Consider the following 22,663-nt stretch of genomic DNA (forward strand, 5'->3'; position numbering starts at 1 on the left):
GGGAATCTTCACTAACTATCCTTGCTAGACTTAATATCTAGAATATACAGCCTAGTCAGGGTATAGTTTAGGCTGGTTTTTCGATCGAAAAACCAGCCTAACACCCAGTATTTTTCTCTGTGATTACCATCTTCAACGGAAAAACTGAGATCATCTTGCAAGTTCAGGAGGGGTGGGTGAACAAAAATCTCTTAGATTTTTGTTCACCCACCCCTCCTGAATTATCAGAAAACGTCAAGTGCATCTGGGGGCTCTTCGATATTCTTCCGCTGTGGCCCCAGATAGCGAATTGTTGCTACCCATTGAGAATCTGTAGCCTTCATAATACGTACTGCCCCTCCAGGCGGTACCTGAATCTGAAGCTGGAATAGATCTCGCCCAGTTGCATTACCATTTATATAATATTTGCAATATACGCTCAGTTGGAGCCGGTCAAAACCCATATCCAACAGCGCATGACGATATTTATTCGCGAGGTTCCTCTGAGACTTTGTTTTGACCGGTAGGTCAAACATCACGAGCATCCACACTGGTTCGGCCACCTCACTCCCCTTCTTTCAAAGCATCAGGTTCGCTCATTGAAAGCTTCCAGATAGGAACCTTCAGAGTATCCCGTTTACCTTCAACATAGAGAGCAAACTCCGAGCAGAAGTTTTCGATAACGCTCCGCACGGTAAAATCCTGGTTATCAGAGACTTTTTCGGCCAAAACACTCACAAGGGCAGTTTTCTCTTCTGAGCCCAATTCGGAAGAGCCACCTTGTAAAAGTCTATAAACCATATAGTCTACAGCGGGTCGAAATGGTTCCATCAAATCGTCCACCAGAGCGAAGGCGTTAGAACGGTTACGGTGAAAAAGTGAAAGTGTAGGAGATAACCCAGCCGAGATAACGCGGGTTAACACCCGACCACGCAGAATGGTATAGCCATAATTGAGCATGCCATTCACGACATCATCACTTACTTGGTCACGCCGAAACCCTCGTTCCGGCAGGTATGAAGACCAATACACTCTAGCTCCTTGACCCTCTATATTTGTTGGATCGCCAGACTTGACGGTACGTGCAAGAGTTCGAATCTGCTCGGCATGCGGGCGATGCATTACATCAAGAGCGTTTGCTTGGCCGCGAAGCTTCGCCTTAATAATCTGCTTCCAAGCGTTCTTAGCACGCGGAAGGCTTAAATCTGCCTGTGCTTCATGCCGAGCAAAAACTCTGGTGTTACTCGACCAGTGATAGAGCGCAGAGATAGGGACTCCACGCCAATCACAAACAGCAGCGGCAACGTCAAACCGCTCAAGACCGGCAACTAAGCCATAGCCCCAAGAACATTTCTGTCCAAGAAGAATAAAGTCTACTTCTGCTAATGGTACCGTTCGCTCACCGATTTTCAGGCGACCCCGTTCATAGGAGATGTACCCTTTGTACCCTGTAAGGTCAAGAACCCGCTATTTTGTATCCACGGACTAATCGCGCCCTTCCAAAGCCTGAGTCGCAGCTCGCTGAATATCTAATGATGTAGGCAGGTGACTATTACCGCGCCACCGGGGAATACCCAAATTGTTGCGGCGGATAATCTTAGTGCTAGGAAGTGTCAATAGCGTTGAAGCAACAACACGCACTCCCTTATCCAGAACCGAAACTATAAGGTCACGTTCTTCTGATTTTATTGACCGTCCGTTTAAAGTGTCTGGGATTATCTCATTCGAAAGCAATAGTGGTCGTATTTTGAAGCGGCGATTATCTCCAATACCGACTACTTTCCAACGGTTCTCTGGGAGAACAGTCAAAAAATCTGAAAGAATATCTCCCTTGTCTGTAGCTAGATATTCTTCAGCAGAAATCTCAATCTCATCGTTTTGAGTTATCCAGCCAAACTCGGTAGCCTGTCCGTTCTCAATAAATTTACGCGTGGTCGCAGCTAGGTCACGATATGACTGTGATCCTTGGGGAATTGGCACGCGCAAGATGTCCTTCACACCGCTCTCACGCATAAACCAGGGGAACTCGGCTCCAAAGACACGAAGCATACCCACTTGAATATCTCCCCGCTGGTTCTTCCAACCATAGAGACGCGCATGGTGGATAGAGTCACCAATCTTAACAACGCCTCGCGGAGTCAAAATTGAAGCAGCTTCTTCTGGAAAAATCTGTACACGCTCGTCTGCAAGCAGCTTTACCCCAGCAGAGACAGAAACTAGTCGCTGATGGTCAGCCTCAAGCTCTTTTTTCTTGCCTAAAAGGCTAAGGAAGGCTATATAGGTATTCGGATCAACAATACGAGATACCTGCTTATCGGTCCAGCTATCCCCTACAGTTCGCTCTAGTACAGCCTCCACGGTGTCCTTATGAACCGACCCATTCTGTGGACGCAATCGCAACGGGTTAACCACCGGAATAGTATCTTGTTCTACCGCTTCGCTGATAAGGTCAGCAAGAACCACCGCTGTTTTCTTCCAATGCAGGAATTTACTCTGCGAGGCTTCCCCACGCCCTATAAAATCACGCCAACCGTTGTCATGCTGTCCTCGGGGTGAAGAATAATCATTCTCCTGTTTGAGCATACGACGTTGTTCCAGAGTCACAGCTACAGAAGGGTTCAACAGAGTCATAACGGCAGCATCAATTGCATGGTGGCGAACATCAAAGCGATTCTTATCACGCTGCCCACGTAGCATAATGCTTTTATCAATACCACCAGCCCGGCGTGACTCACGGGTTAAAGAACCTCCGTAAACGTCAACAGCAACAGGTGCAAAGCCATCCGGTAGATCATCGTTAAAATGCTGTTCCAAACGCTCACGAATAGAAGTTGCCGCATATGATGTTGAAGCCAGCGAGCGCTCATCAATAGGCTCATCTTCTTCCCGCTGCTTCAACCGTCGAATAATAGCATTTAGCGTACGCCTCTTAGATTTCGTCTTAAACGCTTGCAGTTCGCGAAGCCGCTGAATCGTACGTTCCAGTCTAGCGGGACCAGCCCACACAGCAAATGGACGACTTCCCTTACTTGCATTGCATGCACGACAAACAGCGGCTAGGTTTTCACGCTTTGAAGATCCGCCTCCGGCACGCGGCACAATATGGTCAAGCTCGGCTGTCAGAACGCCAATTTCTTTTCCACAGTATAGGCATTGAGATTCTTGATCCTGAATAATGCTGTTACGACGAATATCAGCACGATTAGGAGCCTCAATACCGCCCTCACGCAGCTCTTGCCGAATACGCTCATTAGCATTACGGTTCCTTGCAATTTCCTTGAGAACATCAGCTCGCTGAGAGGGACCCATTAGGCCGGTACGAGCATGCTCAACGACAATCTTTTGAGGACGTCCCCACGCACGTTCACAGTCAAGGATAAAGCGACGGACGATTGTTAACACGCGATCTACGGTCGGCTGCCCTGTAGGTTCGTCTAAACGATCACGGGGCGGGCGCCATGTATCGGAAACTCCGAAAACATTCTGCCGAGCTTCATGCAAACCGACACGATGTTCATGCATATAAGCATTAAGCTTGTTCAGTGTATCGATACTGTAGGCAGCCCTACCGGAATCAAATTTTAGATCTTGAAGAGTCTGCTTCTCTTCGTCAGACCAACTTTCAAAAACCTCCAACAGACCCGAATTCTCAGCGATACGAGCTGTATCATCCGTAGCATCAGAAACCAGCAGGATGAGCTGAGAACGTAAATCTAGATTGGCATCGTCATCCCACCATTGCCGAGCTTGGGTCTTGCGTTTGAGTTTCGCCTCAACAATAGCTGAGGAACGATCATATGGGGCAACGTTCAGACGAACATCATCGATCACTGGAGCGATAAGAGTGTTTTCGGCGATTTCCAGTTCGTCTGCGACTTCTCCCCACGTAGGAGGTGTAGTATCTGAGTACTCCATAAGGTAGTCAACAGCCCTATCATATTCCTCTTCAGTTAGAGGGCGACGTTCAGAGCCTCCCACACGAATACGTAAATTTGCGACAGCATCACGAATACGGAATTCTTGGAATTCGAGAGAAGCGCGGGACGCGCGAATCTTCATGGGTTGTAGTGGGTCTTTTCCTACACGTTCAGTAGGTACATAAGGACGAACTTGTGTAAAGACAGCATGTGCAAGTTCAGGATATTGGTCTTCAATCCCCTGAACCTTACAGATACGACGAAGCTCCGCTAGTACGTCTTCCTGACGAACCTTATCAAGAAGAATCGGTTCCTGACCCCGCACATTGAGTTTTTCAGCATTCTTACCAGTTTTAGGATTATGCTCATACCTTCGAGGACGCAAAAGGATATTATTGTTCGCTGCAAGTGCCCCTAGCATGCCTAAAGTGGCATTATCCGAAACTCGTTCACCCCACTCGTGCTGTGCACGCTCCAGGATCCTCCCGAAGGTTTCTGATGGTTCTTGCGATGCCTCTTCAAGTTGAGAAAAGCTCCACCATGGGTTACGCCACCCACGATGACGAGCCATATGGCGCACCGCACGTACCAGGTGTTCACCACGCTCATGAGGGTCTTCAAAACGAGATTCTGCAAGACGAGCGCGCGAAGACCATGCCTCATAAGTCTGTGGCTCTTCATCACGCGGTACAAAATATCCTAGATCTCGCAGCTTCTTATCGAGGTCTTTTAGACGTTTCTTCTTACGGCGACGCATACGCATGGTACGACGCGCTACACCTGCAGTTTCTTTACGGCTCTTAGGTGTTTTACCGGTTGCAGGATCCATCCCACCATCATGGCGGAAGGTTACCATTGCTAGTTTCTTGAGAGGAAAACCGTCATCATCAAATTCAATGGCGGCAAGCCCTACCGAGCGGTCCCCCACGTCGACACCAATACGGTAATTCAGACTATCTGCAGACATTCTGCCTCCTTACAGTAAGTGATAGATAGTTCTATGAAACACGGACCTTGTGTTTCGATTGAGCTGAGCTTTAAGGTTTTACCCTCATAGTTCTAACATATACCTTATTTTTGGATTACGCGTTCAGCTTCGTCATGCTTAGCCTAAATTTATCTAAAACCTTCATGTAACAATCTTTATTGCGTATCTATAAGAATCTCTGCTATTCTTTGAGAGAAGATTCCCAATAAGGCACATTTTTAGTGCTGACTTCTCACCGTCCAGGGTTCATTGAACAATGGGCGGTATGTTTTTGCCAAAATTTTGCTGTCTATGAGCCCATTACCAGTTCAAAACATTCTGATCAAACTAAAAGCCCCAGCTCTTAGAGAGCTGGGGCTTTCTATTTGTGCGCGATACTGGGTTCGAACCAGTGACCTCTTCCGTGTCAGGGAAGCGCGCTACCGCTGCGCCAATCGCGCCTACAACATCAATGTGTTGTTGCGAGGTGAGGACGGGATTCGAACCCGCGTACACGGCTTTGCAGGCCGCTGCCTAACCACTCGACCACCTCACCGCATACATCTCTCGCGAGATGAGTTCGAACTCTAGGAGTCCTACGAGCGGTTGACGAGACTTGAACTCGCGACATCCACCTTGGCAAGGTGGTGCTCTACCAACTGAGCTACAACCGCTTATCAGGTGCTTTTCAAGCATCAACAACAGGCTTTACCCGTCGCACTGACAGATAAATACTATACGGGTTTTTTCGTCGTTTGCCAAATCTTTTGCCGCACTTTTTAGGCAGAGCGTCAGCACTAAAAACCTTACGACCTTCTACACAAACAAGGTCGCAAATATCAAGCACAGCATTCTACGCTATACCGCAATGCCATGAAGTCTAAGCCTCTGATTCCCCTAGCAAGCCTTCACGGGCGAGCGCCGTCAGACGCGAGACGGCACGGAAGTACTTCTTCTGGTAACCGCCAGCAAGCATTTCGGGTGTGAAGACCTGGTCGAAAGGTACACCGGATGAGACGATCGGCAGGTCTTTGTCGTAAAGACGGTCAGCGAGCACAACAAAGCGCAGCGCTACCGCTTGCTCGGTAATCGGGTGTACATCGCGCCAAGCGATACCCTGCAGACCGTCGATAAACTGGCGGTAACGGGAAGGGTGCACTTTCGCTAGGTGTTCGACAAGCTCTGAGAAGGTATCGATACCCACGGTTTTTCCATCGAATACTTCCTCAACCTTAGCCTCGAACACGTCGGGAGTTATGGGTTCCGGTGCAGCTGGAAGACCGCGATGACGGAAGTCTTCACCATCCACACGGTGTACTTCGAATTGTTCGGCAAGTACTTGGATTTCACGTTTGAAGTCTTCGGCGGCAAAGCGTCCTTCGCCGAGGGCACCGGGCAGAGTGTTGGAGGTTGCTACGAGTTTGACGCCAGCATCTGCGAGTTCGCGCATCAAGCGGGACATGAGGACGGTATCGCCGGGGTCGTCAAGCTCGAATTCGTCAATGCAGACGAGCTTGTATCCACTGAGCGCTTCTACGGTTTTGCGGAAGGTGAGAGCACCAACCAGGTTGGTGTATTCAACGAAGGTACCGAAGGCTTTGGGTCCGTCAACATAGTGCCATAGGGAGGCTAGAAGGTGGGTTTTCCCAACACCGAAGCCGCCGTCTAGATAGAGCCCGGATTTTGCGGAATCTTTCTTTTTACCGCCAAAAAGTTTGCCGAAGAACCCGCCGGAATTTCCTCCTTTGTTGATTTTATCGCCGAAGGTTTTGAGTTTTTGTACTGCTTCAGCTTGGGAGGGCTGGTTTGGATCGGGAATATAGCTGTCGAATGACACTTCACCGAATCGTTCTGAGGGACGAAATCCAGCGAGAAGCTCTTCTGCTGAGACGTTTGGGATACGTTCGGTAAGGTGTTCGTAGGTGACGGGCACGATATAACTTTCTGAGTGACGTCTATGTTACTTGTCTTAAGTTTAGTACGGATGTGCTGAGCTTGCCGCAGCCCGGTACTCAGAGTGCTCTCTCCCTGGGGGACAGATACGGTAAAACCGCAGTAAAACCCGGGACTATGCGTTTTACGTGGTTTTAGTCATGTGTGATCTAAAGCCTTGAAAACACAGTCCCGGGTTTAGTCGTCAGGGGTGAATTCTGTGTGAGATTCGGCAGAGACTTATGAGAAGGTGAGCGAGTACAGCTGCACTCCGGGCGAGACCTTGAGCTCAATAACTCCGCTACTTTGCTCATCGCCGCGCACAATGTGGTGGGCGTTGGGAGCGCCGTCTACGTGAATCTTTTCCGTTGTACCATTGCGCCGCACTTCGATGGTACCGCTGCCGCCGGCAACAACCTGCGCTCCGTGGGCACGATAGTTAATCCGCAAAGTGCCGTCGTTTCCTTGAGGCTCAATACGTTCGGGGGTTATAGACCACGTACCGTTGAGGTCGTATTGGTCAACAGCTAGACGATCTGCCGGTTTGAAGGTTCGGGTTCCGTTAGAGTAGCTTTCTTGCCCCGCAAAGTACATTGCGCGTTTAGAGCCTAAATACGTTTCAGGGGTTCGCGCATCATGCGCGTTTTGTGTTTCCTCTTGTGCGTCATCCTTGTGAATAGGGTCTGGAAGCTGCACTTGTGGGTTTGCGGCTTTGAGAAGTTCGCGTACCTGTGCCTCAGTCACCTTATGCCCACCTTCACCATAGTGAACAGCACGAAGTTTACCTTCACTATCAATGAGATAGTGTGCAGGCCAATAGCGGTTGCTGTAAGCACGCCAAATAGCATAGTCGTTGTCTTGAACTACCGGGTATTTAATACCTAGGTTCTCAATGCCCGCCTGGACGTTCTTACCTTCGTGTTCGAACGCATATTCCGGCGTGTGTACTCCCACTATTTCTAGACCATAATCATGATATTTGGCGTAGAGTTCATTCAGGTGCGGTGCCGTCCTCTGACAGTTAATGCACGAGTATGCCCAAAAATCAACGAGTGTAACCTTTCCACGCATATGAGCGAGACTTGGCTGATTCTCAGTGTTAAAGTTACCCGTGCCACCTGCTAATTCCGGGGCAGAGCCGCAGTCCTGCAATTTTTCTTCATCGGGTCGGCACGAGCTTATCGACCCACCGGTGGAAGAAGAAATAATATTATTCTGCGTATCTTGACTGATAGTCTGCTCAATCCCTTCCGTATAATTCGGAATTGCGCGCTGTAGCTGGGCGGGAACGTTGAATACTAGTCCGATTGAAAGAGCGATCAAGAGTACACCCGATGCTGTGCGCACTCCACGCTGGTGGGTGCGGAACGTCTTAACTCGTTCTGCAATGCTCCGCCCCGCAAGAGCGAAGATCAACAGCGGGATCGCTGTTCCGAAAGCAAAAGATAGGGTGAGCGCTACGGTTTCGATACCGATGTTTCCGGTTGCGCCAGCAAGGGTAATAGCTGCAAGAACCGGACCCGCACAGGGCACATAGACGAGACCGAGAGCAAGCCCCATGAGGAAGCCGCCACGTGTGGTGCTGCGTTTCGCTCCGAGTTTTGAGAATTTCGCGAAAGGTTTTTCAAGCAGGCGCTCCAACGGGGGTATAAGCATGCTCAGCCCAACAATAATGAGGAAGGTTATACCTAAAATCCTTAGCGTATCTTGCGGCAAGTGCAGGGCAGCAAGAATAACCGAACCGAGCAGGGTAAAGAGGCTGAAGCTCAGAACAAGCCCGCCTACAACTTGATAGGGACGCCAGCGTGATGCAGTACGCTGCATGGGTGCTGGAGCTGCGTTTCCGAGAACTGCGCTTCTGCGCGAGAATAAGGCTTGCACATTGTCCGCAGAATCTTTTGCTATGCCTGTTTGTCCAAGTTCGGTAGATGCAGTGCGCGCTGAATCTGCACCGCCAGTGACGAGAATAACGGGCAAGATAGGCAGGATGCAGGGCGAGATCCCAGTGATAAGACCACCGAGTATGCCAAGGATGATGAGCGATAACAGCATAGTTATTTTCCTCATGGATTGGTAATGCGAGGCGATACTGCCTCACGTGTTGTCATGGTTATATTCGGAACGAACTGCGGTTTCGGTTTGGTTGAAATTATTTTTATAGCGATGCCTGCACAATTGGCAGAGTCTTGATGAGGCCTTTTACTGCGCAATATTCAAGCTCATGAATGTTTTTCTCAAGGTGTTGCGAGAGGTAGTCAGATACATCATTTAAAAATTTTCTGAGGTTTTGCAATCCGAGCGGGCTGAATGTTCCGAATACCTAATGAGTCCAGTTTAGGATTCTGAATATTTTGCAATGGTACGGGCGCTCCTCCGCGTTACCTGTGCCGATATAAGATTGGAGTTACGTATGTCCGTTATTCTTCGCACTGCGTCTTTTGCAGCTGTTTCTCTAGCCCTCGTTGCTGGTGTTTCTGCATGTTCTTCTAACGCTTCTGATCAGAACTCATCGCCGAGCGCATCGTCGAGCTCTTCTGCATCATCCACCCCCTCTTCTTCTGCCATGATGAGTTCAGACGCTATGATGTCTCCTTCAGCTATGCCAAGCCAGTCTGCCATGTCTGGGGACAAGATGGATGGCGACCACGGCAAGATGGACGGCGATAAAATGCAGGGAGATCATGACAGCATGAAGCATGATGACAATAAGATGGACGGTGACAAAGGGGGCAAGATGGAAAACAAAGACGCCATGATGTCTCCTTCGGCTTCCGCCATGTCGAAGTAATATTTTGCCGGTATGCTGCTTTACACCCTGGAATATTTTCTAGGGTGTAAAACATACCTAAACTTCGCTTATCACCGACACAATAATCAAATGTCATCATAGGGCGTGAGATGATATGACCATGACTTTTTTGGATCGTCAGGTGACTTCGGCGTATCAAGAAGCTCAAAAAGCCACCCAAATTCCTCAGGAATATCAGCGCTTAACTGCGTTGATGGAGTGTGCTGCCGCAGGAAACGAACACTGTTTTGAAGCTCTATACGATGCGCTTGTTCCGCGTCTGTACGCGCTTATTAACCGCATTCTTCATAACCGAACGCATGCGGAAGAAGTTACTCAAGAAGTTTTTCTAGAAATATGGCAAAAAGCGCCTTTATACCGTGCAGAACGGGGTACCGTGTTGTCGTGGGCTGCAACTATTGCTCACCGCCGTGCGGTTGATAGGGTGCGCTCCGTTGCAGCCTCCACAGAACGCGATTTCACACGCGGTCTTGAGGAGTACCGCGAATCTTATCATCATGTTGATGACGCAATAGCTGCTTTTATGGATACGGAGGAGGTTCATCATGCTCTATCTGATATTCCACGCGAACAAGCCCAGCTGCTCACCATGGCATATTTCGGAGGTAAATCACAGCGCGAGATCTCCAATGAAACGGGCATTCCTCTAGGAACTGTCAAAACCCGCATGCGCGCTGGCATGCAGAAACTACGTGAACGATTGGAGGGCACCCGTGAGCACTAAAGACTATCCCGAAGATTTCCCCGATAAACTCGACTACGCCCTCCACACGCTTTCACCAACGCAACGTATAGCGTTTGAATCGTGGGCCCCCAAACACGAACGCGAAGATGCTAAGGCCGATGCTGCGGTCCTCTCTGAGGTTTTTGGTACTTCGCTCACTCCGCAAGAGCCGTCCGCTGAGCTTAAAGCTCGTGTGATGGCGCAGGTTGCGCATACCGAGCAAATCCAGCCAGCTAATGAGCTAGGTAAAGATGATGTGAATGCCGAGCATAAGAGTGACCATGCCGATTCCGAAGGTTACTTTGTATCAGATAATGCAGACAACGCTCAAGCTATCGCGGACTCAGAGGATTCCGCTTATGCACGAGCTAAACGGCGTTGGTTCGGGGCTCAGGGTAAATTCTCACCATCTCGCATGACGGCTGCGGCAAGTATTATTATCGCTGCTGGTCTGGGCATATGGGGTTTCACGCAGCATCAGCAACTAGAACGTACCTCCCAGGAGCTTCAAGCCGCGAGGGTGTCCTCTTCGGCCCCAGCACATCCGACAGCTGCACGACCTGGCGACCAGTCGATCGTCGAGCAAATCAGCATGGCTCCTGACCTTTCAATGGCCCAAGGTAAAGTCAACGGTATGCCAGTATCGGTCATGTACTCTCCTTCCCACAACATGGCGGGTGTTTCAACGACAAATCTGCCTGCGCTGCCCGAAGGAAAGGTCTATAAACTCTGGTTTTACGATGCTCAGGGCAATATTGTGGGATCTGGAATCCTCAATTCTGCTGGCCGCGGTGCCGGGATCACAACCATGACAGAGCACGATCTGAGTACAGTCACCGACTTTGGTATCTCAATTGAAGATGAATCGGCTAATTCTCCTAGTCAGAAACCCGCTATGCTGGAAAACGTTGTGTAGCCTAACGCTTGCAGGCACGCCATCCCTACGCAGGTAAAGGTGATACATACCTTAGGGGTTCACCTCACGTTTTCGTAGAATAGTCTTCATGGCTAAAAAGAATAAAGGCGGCAAGAAAGGTGCCTCCACCGCTGCGGTCGCGCTCTTGAAGGAAACTAAGACTCCTTTTGAGATTCGTGAGTACGAGCATGTGGAGGGAGAAACCTCCTTTGGGTTGGAGGCCGCGCAGAAACTTGGCGCCAATCCTGAGCAGGTATTTAAAACGCTTCTTATTGTTCATGACAAAGATTTTGCGGTGGCGGTAGTGCCGGTGAGTGGGCAGCTAAACCTGAAAGCGGCGGCACACGCCCTTGGTTGGAAGAGCGCCTCCATGTGCGATCCGAAGGTTGCCGAGCGCCGCACTGGATATGTGGTGGGCGGTATTTCGCCGTTAGGGCAGAAAACTCCTTCCCCCACGCTTTTGGATGCCAGCGCTGAGCAGTATCAAACCATCATGGTCTCTGGCGGTAAACGCGGGCTTGATATTGAGCTCTCCCCCGCCGACTTGCTCAAGCTTACCGGCGGCAGCTATGCGCCTCTTCGCGCCTGAGCAGCCGTGTCTTGAGCTGTGGATCCCTGCAGCGGAGGACGCCGCCGAATGGTATGCGCTGTTCAAGGATACGCGCGTCATGGAGTATTTGGGGCGACCCGCAGATTCACTCGCCCACTATGAGGATATGGTGGTGCGTGCTCGCGCCGAATACGAGCGGGAAGGTTTCTGCCTCTACACGGTGCTGGCCGACGGTGAGGTGGCTGGTTTCACCGGAGCCCACCGGTGGTTAAATGATTGGGGCCCGGCTGGAGAGATTGAGCTGGCCTGGCGGCTTGGGTGCGCCTTCTGCGGTGAGGGCATCGCCACCCACGCCGCCCAGCAGGTAATGGGTGAGCTTGCGGAAGCTGGGCATCAGCAAGTATTTGCTGTTATTCACGCCCGCAACCGGGCGTCGGTGGCAGTGGCTCAACGTTTAGGGATGCACCAGCGCAGCAACTACGAGGCGCGGGTAAACGGCTTGACCTTGCCCATCACCGAGTGGGGCACGGACCTGTACCACCGGGAACAAAACCCGAGCCAGCACCGTTATAACGACGACAGCTCATAAGAGAAGATTTGAAGGAGTGGCAGTGGGAAACTCACTACCGGGTGTCGGTAAAATTGCGAAGAATTGGCGTCAAGTTCTCAAGCCCGAAGAGTACGCGGTACTGCGTGAAGGCGGCACTGAACGTGCTTTCACCGGCAAATACTGGGATACGAAAACCAAGGGTGTGTATTCGTGCCGAGCCTGTGGGACCGAGCTTTTCCGCTCTGCTGAGAAGTTTGAGTCGCATTGCGGCTGGCCCTCTTTCTTTGCTCCACTCGCCGAAGATCGTGTGCGGTATCTGGAAGACACCACGTTAGGGATGCGGCGAGTAGAGGTACGTTGCGCCGCCTGCGATTCGCATCTGGGTCACGTGTTTGAAGGCGAAGGATACGATACTCCGACTGATCTGCGGTATTGCATCAATTCTGTCTGTCTCACATTGGAACCGCAAAAGTCGTAAGCTAGAGCTATTTACGAGACAATACTGCTGTTAGCCCGGTGCCGGTCCTTGGGTTTTCGGTATATTTGAAGAAACATGTAACGCACAGCGGCAACGGGTAGAATGGTGGAGTCATTGTTTTCAGCCCCGTCGAGGGAGCTACCAGAAACGGATATTCAAGGAACCACTTTCAGATGAGTCTCAGCCCGAGTACCGAGCCTATCAAACTCCCACCTATGCTCGGATTACCTGCTGATTTCACGGTTCCTGATGTTATTCCGCTAACTACCCCGTCAGTTCCGGTCCCCTCTATTATCAACACGGAGAGGGCGCTTGAACGTGCTGCTGAATCTTTGCGTGCTGCATCCGGTCCGGTTGCAGTCGATACGGAACGCGCACAGGGTATACGGTACGGGATCAGGGCTTTCTTGGTTCAGCTAAAACGCGAAGATAAACTCTACCTGATCGATCCCGAAGCTTTTTCTGACCTTAGGATCATCAACGATGCTCTAGCAGATGCCGAATGGATTATTCACGCAGCAACCCAGGATTTTCCAAGTCTGGATCTTCTTGGAATGCGGCCGCGCCGTCTCTTCGATACCGAGTTGGGTGCTCGTTTAGCGGGTATGGAGCGGGTGAACCTGGGGGCAGTTGTCGAAGAGCTTCTGGGGTACAAACTTGAGAAAAAACACTCCCAAGAAGACTGGTCGCATCGTCCTTTACCGGAGTCTTGGCTCAACTACGCATGTCTTGATGTTGATGTACTGGCAGATTTACGCGATGCCTTGGAAGAGGTTTTAGAAGACCAGGGAAAACTTGAGTACGCCCGCCAGGAATTTGCCTATCTCTGTTCACTACCGCCCGCTGACCCTGCTGCGAAGAAAGCCGAACGGTGGAGGAAAACGAAGGGACGGAATACGCTCCGGTCCGTACCGCAACTAACAGCCCTGCGGAATCTTTGGTTCGAGCGCGATAAATTAGCGCAGAAGAAAGATATAGATTCTAAGGCTTTACTCTCAGATGCCGCACTTGTTGAGGCTGCCCAGAAAATGCCTCGTAACGTGCCAGCTATCATGGCAATTCCGGGGTTCCGTACCCGACTGCTGAAACGTGAAGGCCCCCGCTGGGTGCGTGCAATAGTATCAGCTTCTCGGGGCGAGGACCCGGCGCCCTATACCATTCCTGCGACTGCGCCTCCCCCGCTTAAGGCTTGGGAAACGAAACGCCCTATTTCGCTAGAGATTCTTAATGAAGTGCGGAAGATAGTACAACGAGAGTCAGAGCGGCTCAATATTCCAGCACAGAATATTATCAGCGCTGACTGTATACGGCGTCTGTGCTGGGATCCGCCCGAGCCTTACTCTCAAGAGGCCCTTCTTGAGGCTCTTCGCTCGCACGGTGTGCGCCCGTGGCAGGTTGAAATCCTCGCCCCGGATCTTCATGAAGTTTTCCAGCGACACCTTGGCTAATGCCTTAACACATGGATCTCTCAACCCAAGAAAAATATGGAGGCGCGCGCCACATAACAAAACGGCTTATTCGCGTGCATACGATTTATCCTCTAGATTTATAAAAGAGCGACACGCAGCCATCCCACAGGTACGGTCGCCTCAGCATCACACAAGCCCGGCTTCACACACCGGGGAATTCAAGGAGGAACGATGAACGAAGTACCATCGTGCACCTGCTCGTGCGCACAATCAGAAATTTCTGTACACGAGCCAAACTCTCAGAGCATTCAGGATCTGGAGCATAAACTTTCGCGCCGAAATGCACTCGTAGCGGGGGCCACAGCTACCGCAGGAGCTCTTGCTTTAAGCGCCTGTGCTGAAGGTTCCAGCGGTGGTGGCGGAGGGGGCGGTAACGGTGCTGCCGGGCCAGAGTCCCCCACCGATATTGCGGCAGCTTCGGAGGTACCCGTCGGCAAAGCGGCGAAACTTACCAAAGGCGGCGTTACCGTTATCGTATCTCAGCCTGAAAACGGTGTCTTCAAGGCTTTTAGCTCCACCTGCACCCACCAAGGATGCCAACTCAACGTACAAAACAACAGCCAAATTGTGTGCCCCTGCCACGGTTCTCAGTTTGCTCTCGCCGATGGCGCAGTCAAAGGCGGACCGGCTGAGTCGCCGTTAAAATCCTATAAGGCAGAGGTGAAAGATGGCAGGATCGTTGTTGGAGGATAATACCTTTCACATATGGGTATTGACGGTATATTAGTTTTTAACGTCTAGATTTCATGTCAATAAAAACGTTGGGGTGTGTGAAAATCTACACACCCCAACGTTTTATTTTTTGCACTCGGTCAAGCACCACAAAAAATTACTGAGTATGCCGAGGCTTTTGCCCTTCTTCGCGTGCGAAGGGAACCTTATCGCCCGCAAGCTGGGCAAGAATATCGGCAGTAATGGTTTCCGCGCACAAACCAACATCTTCCAGGATTTCCTCACGTGACGCATGCGGTATAAATTCTGCCGGTAAGCCGAGCTCACTCAACGCCGTGTCCACGCCAGCCGCACGCATCTCTTGGCGAATGCGTGAACCCACACCGCCCGCACGCACACCATCTTCGAGAGTCACAACGATGCGGTGGTCTCGTGCAAAATCCACCACCGAATGCGGAACCGGCATAACCCATCGCGGATCAATCACCGTCGAATGAATGCCCTGCTCGGCAAGGCGCTCAGACACTTCGAGCGCTACCCGTGCCATGGCGCCAACGGCAACAAACAGCACATCGCGCTGCCCAGTTTCAGGATGCGGCCGCCCGGTGCGGGTCAGCACATCCACCCCGTCAGAGCGGCGTTCCAGGGCAGCGATATCTTCACCCACCGACCCCTTTGGGTACCTGACAACGGTCGGTGCATCATCAATAGCGACGGCTTCACGAAGCGCTTCACGAAGCGTCGCAGCATCGCGTGGAGCGGCCAAGTTTAACCCAGGAATAAACTGCAGAAGCGATAAGTCCCACATGCCGTGGTGACTTGCGCCGTCAGGTCCAGTAATGCCGGAGCGGTCAAGAACCAGAGTCACGCCCGCCTTGTGAAGGGCAACATCCATCAAGAGCTGGTCGAAGCCACGGTTTAAGAATGTTGCATAGAGTGCCACCACAGGGTGCATACCGCCGTATGCCAAGCCTGCGCTCATCGCAACGGCGTGCTGTTCTGCGATACCAACATCAATGACTCTGTTCGGATGCGCTTGCGCGAATTCACGTAGACCAACAGGAATGAGCATGGCACCGGTAATGCCTACAATGTCTTCGCGTTCATCCGCGATCTGTTTGATCTCACGACCGAAAACACTCGTCCATGACTCTTCGGTGCTGGTTGAGACAGGCTTACCGGTAAGAGGATCAATCCTTCCTACCGCATGGAATTGATCATCATCATTCGCACGTGCCGGAGCGTAGCCGTGTCCTTTCTCTGTAATAGCGTGCACAATCACCGGGCCGCCGTAGTTCTTAGCGGCACGCAAGGCGGTCTCAACAGCTTCTTGATCGTGCCCATCAATTGGACCAACATATTTCATGCCGAGATCTTCAAAAATACCCTTGGGGACCACAACGTCCTTAATACCGACCTTCATGCCGTGCAGCCCCCGGTAAATCATCTGCCCCAGCGGGCCGCCACGCTGCAGACCACGGCGCATAGCATCAAGCGCCCGATCATATCGATGGTCAAGACGCATACGGTCAACCTGCTGCTGCACCTCGTGCTTAAGTGCCGTCAGCTGGTTAGCAAAACCGCCAATAGTAGGCGCATACGATCGACCATTGTCATTGACTACAATAACGACTTTACGACTACGGTCGGCAGCGATATTATTCACGGCTTCCCAGGCCATGCCTCCGGTCAACGCACCATCACCGATTAAAACCACCGTATAGCGGTCATTTTCTCCGTTGAGAGCGTAGGCGCGTGAAATACCATCAGCCCAGGAAATTGATGATGAAGCGTGCGAGGACTGAATAATATCGTGTTCAGACTCGCCACGATCCGGATACCCCGACAACCCGCCCTTTTGGCGCAGGGTGTCAAAGGCGTGACGACCGGTCACCAGCTTGTGCACATAGGACTGATGCCCTGTATCAAAGAGAATAGAATCGTGGGGCGAATCAAAAATACGGTGGATACCAAGAGTCAGCTCAACAACACCAAGATTGGGGCCTAAATGACCACCCGTTGCAGAAACATTCGTTACGATAAACTGACGGATCTCTTCAGCGAGTTCACGCAGCTGCTCGTAGCTGAGGGGGCGCAAATCCCGAGGTTCACGAATATCGGACAAGAGCCCTGAGGATTCCTTGTTCGCCTCGTTCTCAGCAGACATACACTCTCCTTCTGCACGGTTGAGGTCAACAATGTACCTCTAGGTCTAACAGTTAAATTCTAACGGGTTAGGTTATATATACCCATTTGAAGGTTGCCGAAAAAAGTCATGGTTACCGTGTTCGCCATCTTAGGTACATACAGTTTTGCTGTCTCTACGAGAATTTACTTATGACGTTTTGACAGACGCGCTGGACGAATACGCGCAGGCGCACGGTGAAAAAGAGCGAGCGTCTCAACATGATGCGTATTAGGGTACATATCAAATGCCCGGACCTGTACGAGATCCCAGCCTAGTTCACGCAAAATAGCTGTATCGCGTCCCAAGGCTGCAGGATCACATGCCACATATAGAATGCGCCCGGGCTTGAGTTCGTTGAGGCGTTCCAAAACTTTGCGGTTAGCCCCTTCGCGAGATGGGTCAAGTACCACGGCATCCGGGGTAGGTATCTGGCCAAGGCTATGTGCTGCTTTAAGATCTTGAAGGCTTTGCGCAACGTCTCCACGAATAACCTCAACACGGGTTTCCTTGGAGTTATCGCTTCGGGAAGGACCATCCGGAGCGAAGTTGGAACGCGCATCACGGTGCGTTACCGGGGAACCTTCAACGCTGATAACCGTTCCTTCTGAGCCGACAGCATCCGCAAGCGCTGCTGTAAATAGTCCAGCACCGGCGTATAGGTCGAGGGCGCATTCGCCTAAGGTTGGGCGGAGCATGGTTAACATGGTGCCCATGAGAGTTGAGGGGGCACAGCGGTGAATCTGCCAGAAGCCACCTGCGGAGACCTGATAGCTGAACCTTCGCGGACCAAAACTTACTTCTTCGGTTACGGAACGTAACCCACCGCCAAGGAGTATATCTCCCTGACGCACACGCCGATAAGGGCTATGCACGCTGGGCTGCCCTGAACGCTTGCTCGGTTTTGCTTTCGATCCGCTGTAGGGGGTGAAGAAAAGTGAGATTTTACGTTTAGCAAGCTCGCCCCAAAGCTGGATGCACTGCCTTTCAATCTCTTTGGCGACGTGGGTTGTCTCAAACCGGGGATCAACCATGAATTGGAGCAGAATACGCCCACGTGAAGACAGCGTTGCTTCTAGTTCGCGAACCCCCCGCAGGTTGAGCTTGTGAAGTTCTAGGTCACGCAGTTCACGTGCCACGAGGGGAAAATCAACTACGGGTACCGGCTGCGAGCTGTGGTAGGGGTACATGCCGATGCGCCAATACGTTGTACCGTCTTCAATGCTTTTAGCGGTGGTGTACCGTATACGAGATCGCCAGGAGAGGTCGCCTTCGACGAGGTCTCGATTAGGCATAGACTCAACGATAAGGTTTGTTAAGAGTGGTGATTCTAGAGGGATGCCGCCTAAGCGATGAAGCTGAGTTCGTACGATCTCGGCTTTGTAACGCCGTTGTTCAGAGGGTTCTAGGTGTCCATACTCCATCCCGCCAAGAAGCTCTGCTATGCCGGTGAGTTTCTGACGTTCTTCGGGGGTTTTGAGGGCATCTGCCTGTGCCCAGGGATGCTTACGGCGCACTGGTGCAGGCACTTTGACGGCTACAACATCTGCAAAGTAGAAACGGTTTTTGGGGCCTACTGCTGTAATTCGAACTTGGGCTTCTTCACCCACTACACCGTGCCGTACGAAAACGACCCCGGCGTGCGTACGTGCAACGAGTGCACCTCCGTGAGCGGGGGTCTCACAGGTTACCTGGATTAGCTCGCCTATAGTGTACCCCTGCTCCGAGGTAGCGTTATCCGCACCGGAGTCACGTACTGTGCTGATTTCAGGGGTGTTCACGCGTCTTCTCCTTACAGAATTCTGATGTGAAGCATTCTACACCGCTTATTTTTAAATAACCGTTCAACCCTGCCATAAGCATGAGAAAATCTCAAGGGTTCTCATGGAATATCACGTTTCTTTTGTGTGGGTTGAGCCCCGATACATCGTATCGTTTTTATGGGAATGAACAGAGGTATCAATGTCCTCGGTATCGATGGACGTTGCATTCTCATGAATGCTCCACGGAACAGTCACAAGAATAACATTAGGTTCTTGCTGTAAAACTTTCTTAAGCTGTTTGACAGTTCGTGGATGAATGAGGCGCTGCCACCAATGTTCCGGAACAAACTCTGGAATGTAAACAGCAATAACATCCCGCGATGTATTGTTCTGAATGCGGCGCACATAGTTATGTACGGCTTGGACGGTATCTCGGTAGGGTGAATCAATCACTGAGAGCCGCACAGGAATCCGCATGCGATCCCAGCGAGTCTTCACATCGTCAAGAGTGGTCTGGTCGTTATTAACGGTCAGAGCTTCCAGTGTTGAAGGGTGGGATGCGCGCGCATAGGCTAGGGCACGAAGCACGGGTTTGTTGAGGTCCTTCGTGTAAACAATGGCGTGCACCCGTGAAGGCAGCGAGGATAGATCGGCGGTTTCTAGATCTTCATATGGTATTTCTGCTGCTTTGATGACGGCATCGTAGTGTTTACGGGTTATCATCATACCCCCGAACAAGGTAGCGATTATAAGAAGCGAAAGCCAGGCACCTGCCATGAACTTAGTGACAACAACAGTAATGAGTACAGCGGCAGTCACGATAACCCCGATGATACTGACGGCTAGGTCACGGATCAGGTGTCGGCGCGAAGTAAATGCCAGTGTAATGCGCAGTTTTCGGATGCGGTAGCTCACTACCGATCCCTGAGTGAGCAGCATCGAGAGGAACATACCCACGAGATAGAGCTGAATGAGCGAGAAAATATCCGAGCCAAAAAGCAGCGTTAGACATGTTGCCATAATAGCCAGCAGGAGAACCCCGTTACGGTAGAGGCCCACAGAGTTGATGCTCCGTAGCTGAACTGGCAGATACCTGCGGTCAGCGAGAGCAGATGAACTCAACGGAAAACCGATAAAAGCTGTAAAAGATGCTATGGTCAGCACTGCAACTGTGGCAAAAACAAGCAGCTGAGGTATGAGCGGGGCACCATCATAGATAGCGAGTGCTATCTGATAGAGCGCGGGTTTCTGATGGAAGAATTCGCCTGGCGCGCGCCCCTCAATCAACAAATATTGTGTGGTGTCATGCACCATAGTAACGCCGGTAACTTGGGCTATGTAAAGTATGCTGACGAGAAGCACACCCGTTATGGTACCCATAATCATGAGGGTGAGGGCGGCATTATGTTTTTTGGGGCGCCGGAAGAAACGCACGGAGTTTGAGATCGTGGAAACTCCGGAGAGCGCAACGGCACCCGCTGAAAAAGACCGTGAGATCAAGAAGAAGAACGCTATGCCAATCAGCTGTGAATCGACGTTTTCGGGGAGTACCGAGTAGTTTGCCGATTCTGCTTTAGCAAGCACACCCATCCAGGATTTTATAATTCCAATGCACAGCGTAACGCCTAGGATCGCGAGGAAAATATAGAGCGGCCAGTGTGCTATCTTTCCCATGAGTTGTAGACCGCGCAGAGACACTACGGTCAAAATAATGATGAGCAGTATTGCGATGGCGCTACGATGATCTTGTAATTCTGGGTAGAGTGCCACCAGGAATGTTGCCGCCGACGACATGGAAACGGCAACCGTAAGCACGAAATCAAGAAGTACCGAGGCCCCCAAAATAACGGCGGGTTTACTGCCCAACCGCCGGTGCACTAGTTCAAAGTCGCCTTCGGCAGCGACCTGATTAATGTTGTATCGGTAGGTGCCTACGATCATAAGACCTACGACGGCGACCGCTAACCCAACCCAAGGGGCATAGACAATGGCTGCGTTACCCGCAACGGCGAGCATCAGAATAATCTCGTCGGCGGCGTATGCGACAGATGAAATACCGTCAGAGCCGAAAAGGGGTAGGGCAAAACGCTTAGGCAGCGACATGGCCGCTACTTGACGCGAATCTACCGGCTTACCGGTGAAGGCGCTGCGAATTTTTTCCCAACGATATTTCACAGGTTTAAGGCTATCCGCCTGCGGGGTAAAGCTCAATTTTATTTGCCGCGTGTTTCGCAGGTCATCGGGCGTTTAGTGGTCTTACTCGGTACACTTAACAGGAAAACCGGTCGTCTGTTGAGGAGGAAAGCACATGCCCCATTTCGTCATTATGGGTTCTGGTCGTGTGGGAGTTATGCTTGCCCGTACTCTAGAGGCTTCGGGGCATACGGTAGCCGTTATCGATCAAGATGAACGAGCTTTCCAGCCCTTGCGTAAAGGGTTCAGCGGGCAGTTGGTGACCGGCGTCGGTTTTGATCAAGAAACGCTCAAACAGGCGGGTATTTCGGACGCGTACGCTTTTGCTGCTGTATCTTCGGGAGATAATTCAAATATTATTGCCGCCCGCGTGGCGCGTGAGACTTTCAAAGTAAAAAATGTTGTTGCCCGAGTCTACGACCCAAATCGTGCTGAATTCTTTCAGCGTCTAGGTATTCCCACGGTAGCCGCCGTGCGGTGGTCAACGGATCAGGTGCTTCGTCGTCTGCTACCGGAGCAGGCACTCAAGGGTGATTTTCGGGAGCCATCGGGCAGGCTCATGCTTACTGAAATTCCGCTGCATGAACAATGGGCAGGTCATGCACTCGTGGATATTGAGCGTGCTGCCGGGGTGCGCATCGCCTACATTACCCGATTCGGTGAAGGCATGCTTCCACGCCCAGATACCGCCTATCAGCAGGGAGATACCGTACACATTATGATGCGCACGGACGATATTAACGAAGTCTCTCGGATTCTTTCGCGGTCGCCTCGTACTGATGAAGACGTCGAGTACAGTACCGATCCGCGGCTGGATTGGTTCCATGCGAAGCCGATAGACCCGGCGCAGCACCCCGGCGATCGCCGTCGCCCGAAAGCATAAGGAGCTTATAACATGAAGGTACTTATTGTTGGGGCCGGTTCCGTGGGGGCATCTATCGCTAAGGAGCTCAAGGCGAATGGGCACACGGTCACTATTATTGATTCCAAGCCTGAGATGAAAAAACGTACCGACCTGCCGGGAGTGCGCTGGCATATTGGTGACGCCTGTGAGCTATCTGTTTTGCGCCAGGTTCACCCGAATACCGCTGATGTGATTGTTGCCGCAACCGGTGATGACAAAGTTAATCTGATGGTATCTCTACTGTGCCGCAGCGAGTTTGGTGTACAACGCACGGTAGCGCGTGTAAATAATCCCCGGAATGAGTGGCTTTTCGATGATGCCTGGGGCGTGGATGTGGCAGTTTCCACTCCGCGTTTGATGACGGCTCTCGTGGAGGAAGCCGTCGAGGTGGGCGATGTGGTGCGTCTGCTTACGCTTCAGGCCGGCGGGGCGACGTTGGCGGCGTATACGGTACCGCTCGATCATCCTGTGATTGGCTACAGGATAGACCATGTGCAATGGCCAACCGATACGGTACTCACCGCCATCTTGCGCGATGGTGTTCCGGTTGCACCTTCCGCCGATGTTGTTATTGAGGGTGGCGACGAACTTTTCTTCATCACGACGCTTGACGGAGAAGACCAGATTCGGGCGCTCTTCGCCTAGGTTATCTCTC

The 22,663-nt window shown here is 51.5% G+C and carries 18 protein-coding genes and 3 tRNA genes; 10 read left to right on the forward strand and 11 right to left on the reverse strand.

The annotated features are described in order from the left end of the window. Positions 1 to 224 precede the first annotated feature (224 nt). The 8 genes from cas2 to HMPREF2958_RS09790 form a co-directional block, all read right to left on the reverse strand. On the reverse strand, positions 225 to 524 hold the full coding sequence (gene cas2 / locus HMPREF2958_RS11270; RefSeq protein WP_070697948.1) for a CRISPR-associated endonuclease Cas2: 300 nt from the start codon (positions 522 to 524) through the stop codon (positions 225 to 227). A 19-nt stretch (positions 525 to 543) separates the two neighbouring features. Continuing rightward, positions 544 to 1,413 carry a type II CRISPR-associated endonuclease Cas1 gene (gene cas1 / locus HMPREF2958_RS09760; RefSeq protein WP_070697855.1) on the reverse strand — a complete coding sequence of 290 codons (870 nt, stop codon included), beginning with the start codon at positions 1,411 to 1,413 and terminating at the stop codon, positions 544 to 546. A gap of 51 nt (positions 1,414 to 1,464) precedes the next feature. Next, entirely contained in the window at positions 1,465 to 4,863 is a 3,399-nt protein-coding gene (cas9, locus tag HMPREF2958_RS09765) for a type II CRISPR RNA-guided endonuclease Cas9 (RefSeq protein WP_070697856.1), read from the reverse strand. A gap of 389 nt (positions 4,864 to 5,252) precedes the next feature. Then, a tRNA-Val gene (locus HMPREF2958_RS09770) sits at positions 5,253 to 5,324 on the reverse strand. 24 nt (positions 5,325 to 5,348) lie between these two features. After that, positions 5,349 to 5,419: transfer RNA gene (locus HMPREF2958_RS09775), tRNA-Cys, on the reverse strand. A gap of 45 nt (positions 5,420 to 5,464) precedes the next feature. After that, a tRNA-Gly gene (locus tag HMPREF2958_RS09780) sits at positions 5,465 to 5,537 on the reverse strand. 206 nt (positions 5,538 to 5,743) lie between these two features. Next, positions 5,744 to 6,796 carry a cell division protein ZapE gene (zapE, locus tag HMPREF2958_RS09785; protein WP_070697857.1) on the reverse strand — a complete coding sequence of 351 codons (1,053 nt, stop codon included), beginning with the start codon at positions 6,794 to 6,796 and terminating at the stop codon, positions 5,744 to 5,746. Between the two features lie 239 nt (positions 6,797 to 7,035). Then, entirely contained in the window at positions 7,036 to 8,847 is a 1,812-nt protein-coding gene (locus HMPREF2958_RS09790; protein WP_070697858.1) for a cytochrome c biogenesis protein DipZ, read from the reverse strand. Positions 8,848 to 9,205: 358 nt separating this feature from the next. Between HMPREF2958_RS09790 and HMPREF2958_RS09795 the strand changes: the two genes are divergently transcribed. The 8 genes from HMPREF2958_RS09795 to HMPREF2958_RS09830 all read left to right on the forward strand — a co-directional run bounded on the left by HMPREF2958_RS09795 (position 9,206) and on the right by HMPREF2958_RS09830 (position 14,984). Beyond that, complete coding sequence (locus HMPREF2958_RS09795; protein WP_013398938.1) at positions 9,206 to 9,583, forward strand: hypothetical protein; 378 nt, start codon at positions 9,206 to 9,208, stop codon at positions 9,581 to 9,583. Between the two features lie 115 nt (positions 9,584 to 9,698). Continuing rightward, positions 9,699 to 10,328, forward strand: a complete 630-nt coding sequence (locus HMPREF2958_RS09800; protein WP_070697859.1) for a sigma-70 family RNA polymerase sigma factor — start codon at positions 9,699 to 9,701, stop codon at positions 10,326 to 10,328. After that, positions 10,318 to 11,244 carry an anti-sigma factor gene (locus HMPREF2958_RS09805; protein ID WP_070697860.1) on the forward strand — a complete coding sequence of 309 codons (927 nt, stop codon included), beginning with the start codon at positions 10,318 to 10,320 and terminating at the stop codon, positions 11,242 to 11,244. The genes HMPREF2958_RS09800 and HMPREF2958_RS09805 overlap by 11 nt, the downstream gene beginning before the upstream one ends. Before the next feature lie 88 nt (positions 11,245 to 11,332). Continuing rightward, positions 11,333 to 11,833 (forward strand): Cys-tRNA(Pro) deacylase, encoded by a 501-nt coding sequence (gene ybaK, locus HMPREF2958_RS09810; RefSeq protein ID WP_070697861.1) that lies wholly within the window; start codon positions 11,333 to 11,335, stop codon positions 11,831 to 11,833. Further along, a complete protein-coding gene (locus tag HMPREF2958_RS09815; RefSeq protein ID WP_070697862.1) occupies positions 11,814 to 12,383 on the forward strand; it encodes a GNAT family N-acetyltransferase in 570 nt (189 codons plus the stop codon). The genes ybaK and HMPREF2958_RS09815 overlap by 20 nt, the downstream gene beginning before the upstream one ends. Before the next feature lie 22 nt (positions 12,384 to 12,405). Next, complete coding sequence (msrB, locus tag HMPREF2958_RS09820; protein WP_070697863.1) at positions 12,406 to 12,822, forward strand: peptide-methionine (R)-S-oxide reductase MsrB; 417 nt, start codon at positions 12,406 to 12,408, stop codon at positions 12,820 to 12,822. A 173-nt stretch (positions 12,823 to 12,995) separates the two neighbouring features. After that, the gene (locus HMPREF2958_RS09825) at positions 12,996 to 14,270 is read left to right on the forward strand and encodes an HRDC domain-containing protein (RefSeq protein ID WP_070697864.1); all 1,275 of its coding nucleotides are present in this window, start codon (positions 12,996 to 12,998) and stop codon (positions 14,268 to 14,270) included. A 192-nt stretch (positions 14,271 to 14,462) separates the two neighbouring features. Continuing rightward, entirely contained in the window at positions 14,463 to 14,984 is a 522-nt protein-coding gene (locus HMPREF2958_RS09830; protein ID WP_070697865.1) for a Rieske (2Fe-2S) protein, read from the forward strand. A 136-nt stretch (positions 14,985 to 15,120) separates the two neighbouring features. Here the strand turns inward: HMPREF2958_RS09830 and dxs are convergent, their stop codons facing one another. The 3 genes from dxs to HMPREF2958_RS09845 all read right to left on the reverse strand — a co-directional run bounded on the left by dxs (position 15,121) and on the right by HMPREF2958_RS09845 (position 21,122). Beyond that, a complete protein-coding gene (gene dxs / locus HMPREF2958_RS09835; protein WP_070448613.1) occupies positions 15,121 to 17,130 on the reverse strand; it encodes a 1-deoxy-D-xylulose-5-phosphate synthase in 2,010 nt (669 codons plus the stop codon). 164 nt (positions 17,131 to 17,294) lie between these two features. Further along, a complete protein-coding gene (locus tag HMPREF2958_RS09840) occupies positions 17,295 to 18,929 on the reverse strand; it encodes a class I SAM-dependent RNA methyltransferase (RefSeq protein ID WP_013398929.1) in 1,635 nt (544 codons plus the stop codon). A gap of 111 nt (positions 18,930 to 19,040) precedes the next feature. Next, on the reverse strand, positions 19,041 to 21,122 hold the full coding sequence (locus tag HMPREF2958_RS09845) for an APC family permease (protein ID WP_013398928.1): 2,082 nt from the start codon (positions 21,120 to 21,122) through the stop codon (positions 19,041 to 19,043). Between the two features lie 97 nt (positions 21,123 to 21,219). Here HMPREF2958_RS09845 and HMPREF2958_RS09850 point away from each other — a divergent pair, with 97 nt between their 5' ends. Together HMPREF2958_RS09850 and HMPREF2958_RS09855 are read left to right on the forward strand one after the other, a co-directional pair. Further along, positions 21,220 to 21,987, forward strand: coding sequence for a potassium channel family protein (locus tag HMPREF2958_RS09850; RefSeq protein WP_048751600.1), 768 nt, complete (start codon positions 21,220 to 21,222; stop codon positions 21,985 to 21,987). A gap of 12 nt (positions 21,988 to 21,999) precedes the next feature. Next, positions 22,000 to 22,653 carry a potassium channel family protein gene (locus HMPREF2958_RS09855; protein WP_004004494.1) on the forward strand — a complete coding sequence of 218 codons (654 nt, stop codon included), beginning with the start codon at positions 22,000 to 22,002 and terminating at the stop codon, positions 22,651 to 22,653. The last annotated feature ends 10 nt before the right edge of the window (positions 22,654 to 22,663 follow it).

The sequence above is a fragment of the Rothia sp. HMSC036D11 genome (assembly GCF_001814205.1).
In the GTDB taxonomy this organism is placed as follows: Bacteria; Actinomycetota; Actinomycetes; order Actinomycetales; family Micrococcaceae; genus Rothia; species Rothia dentocariosa.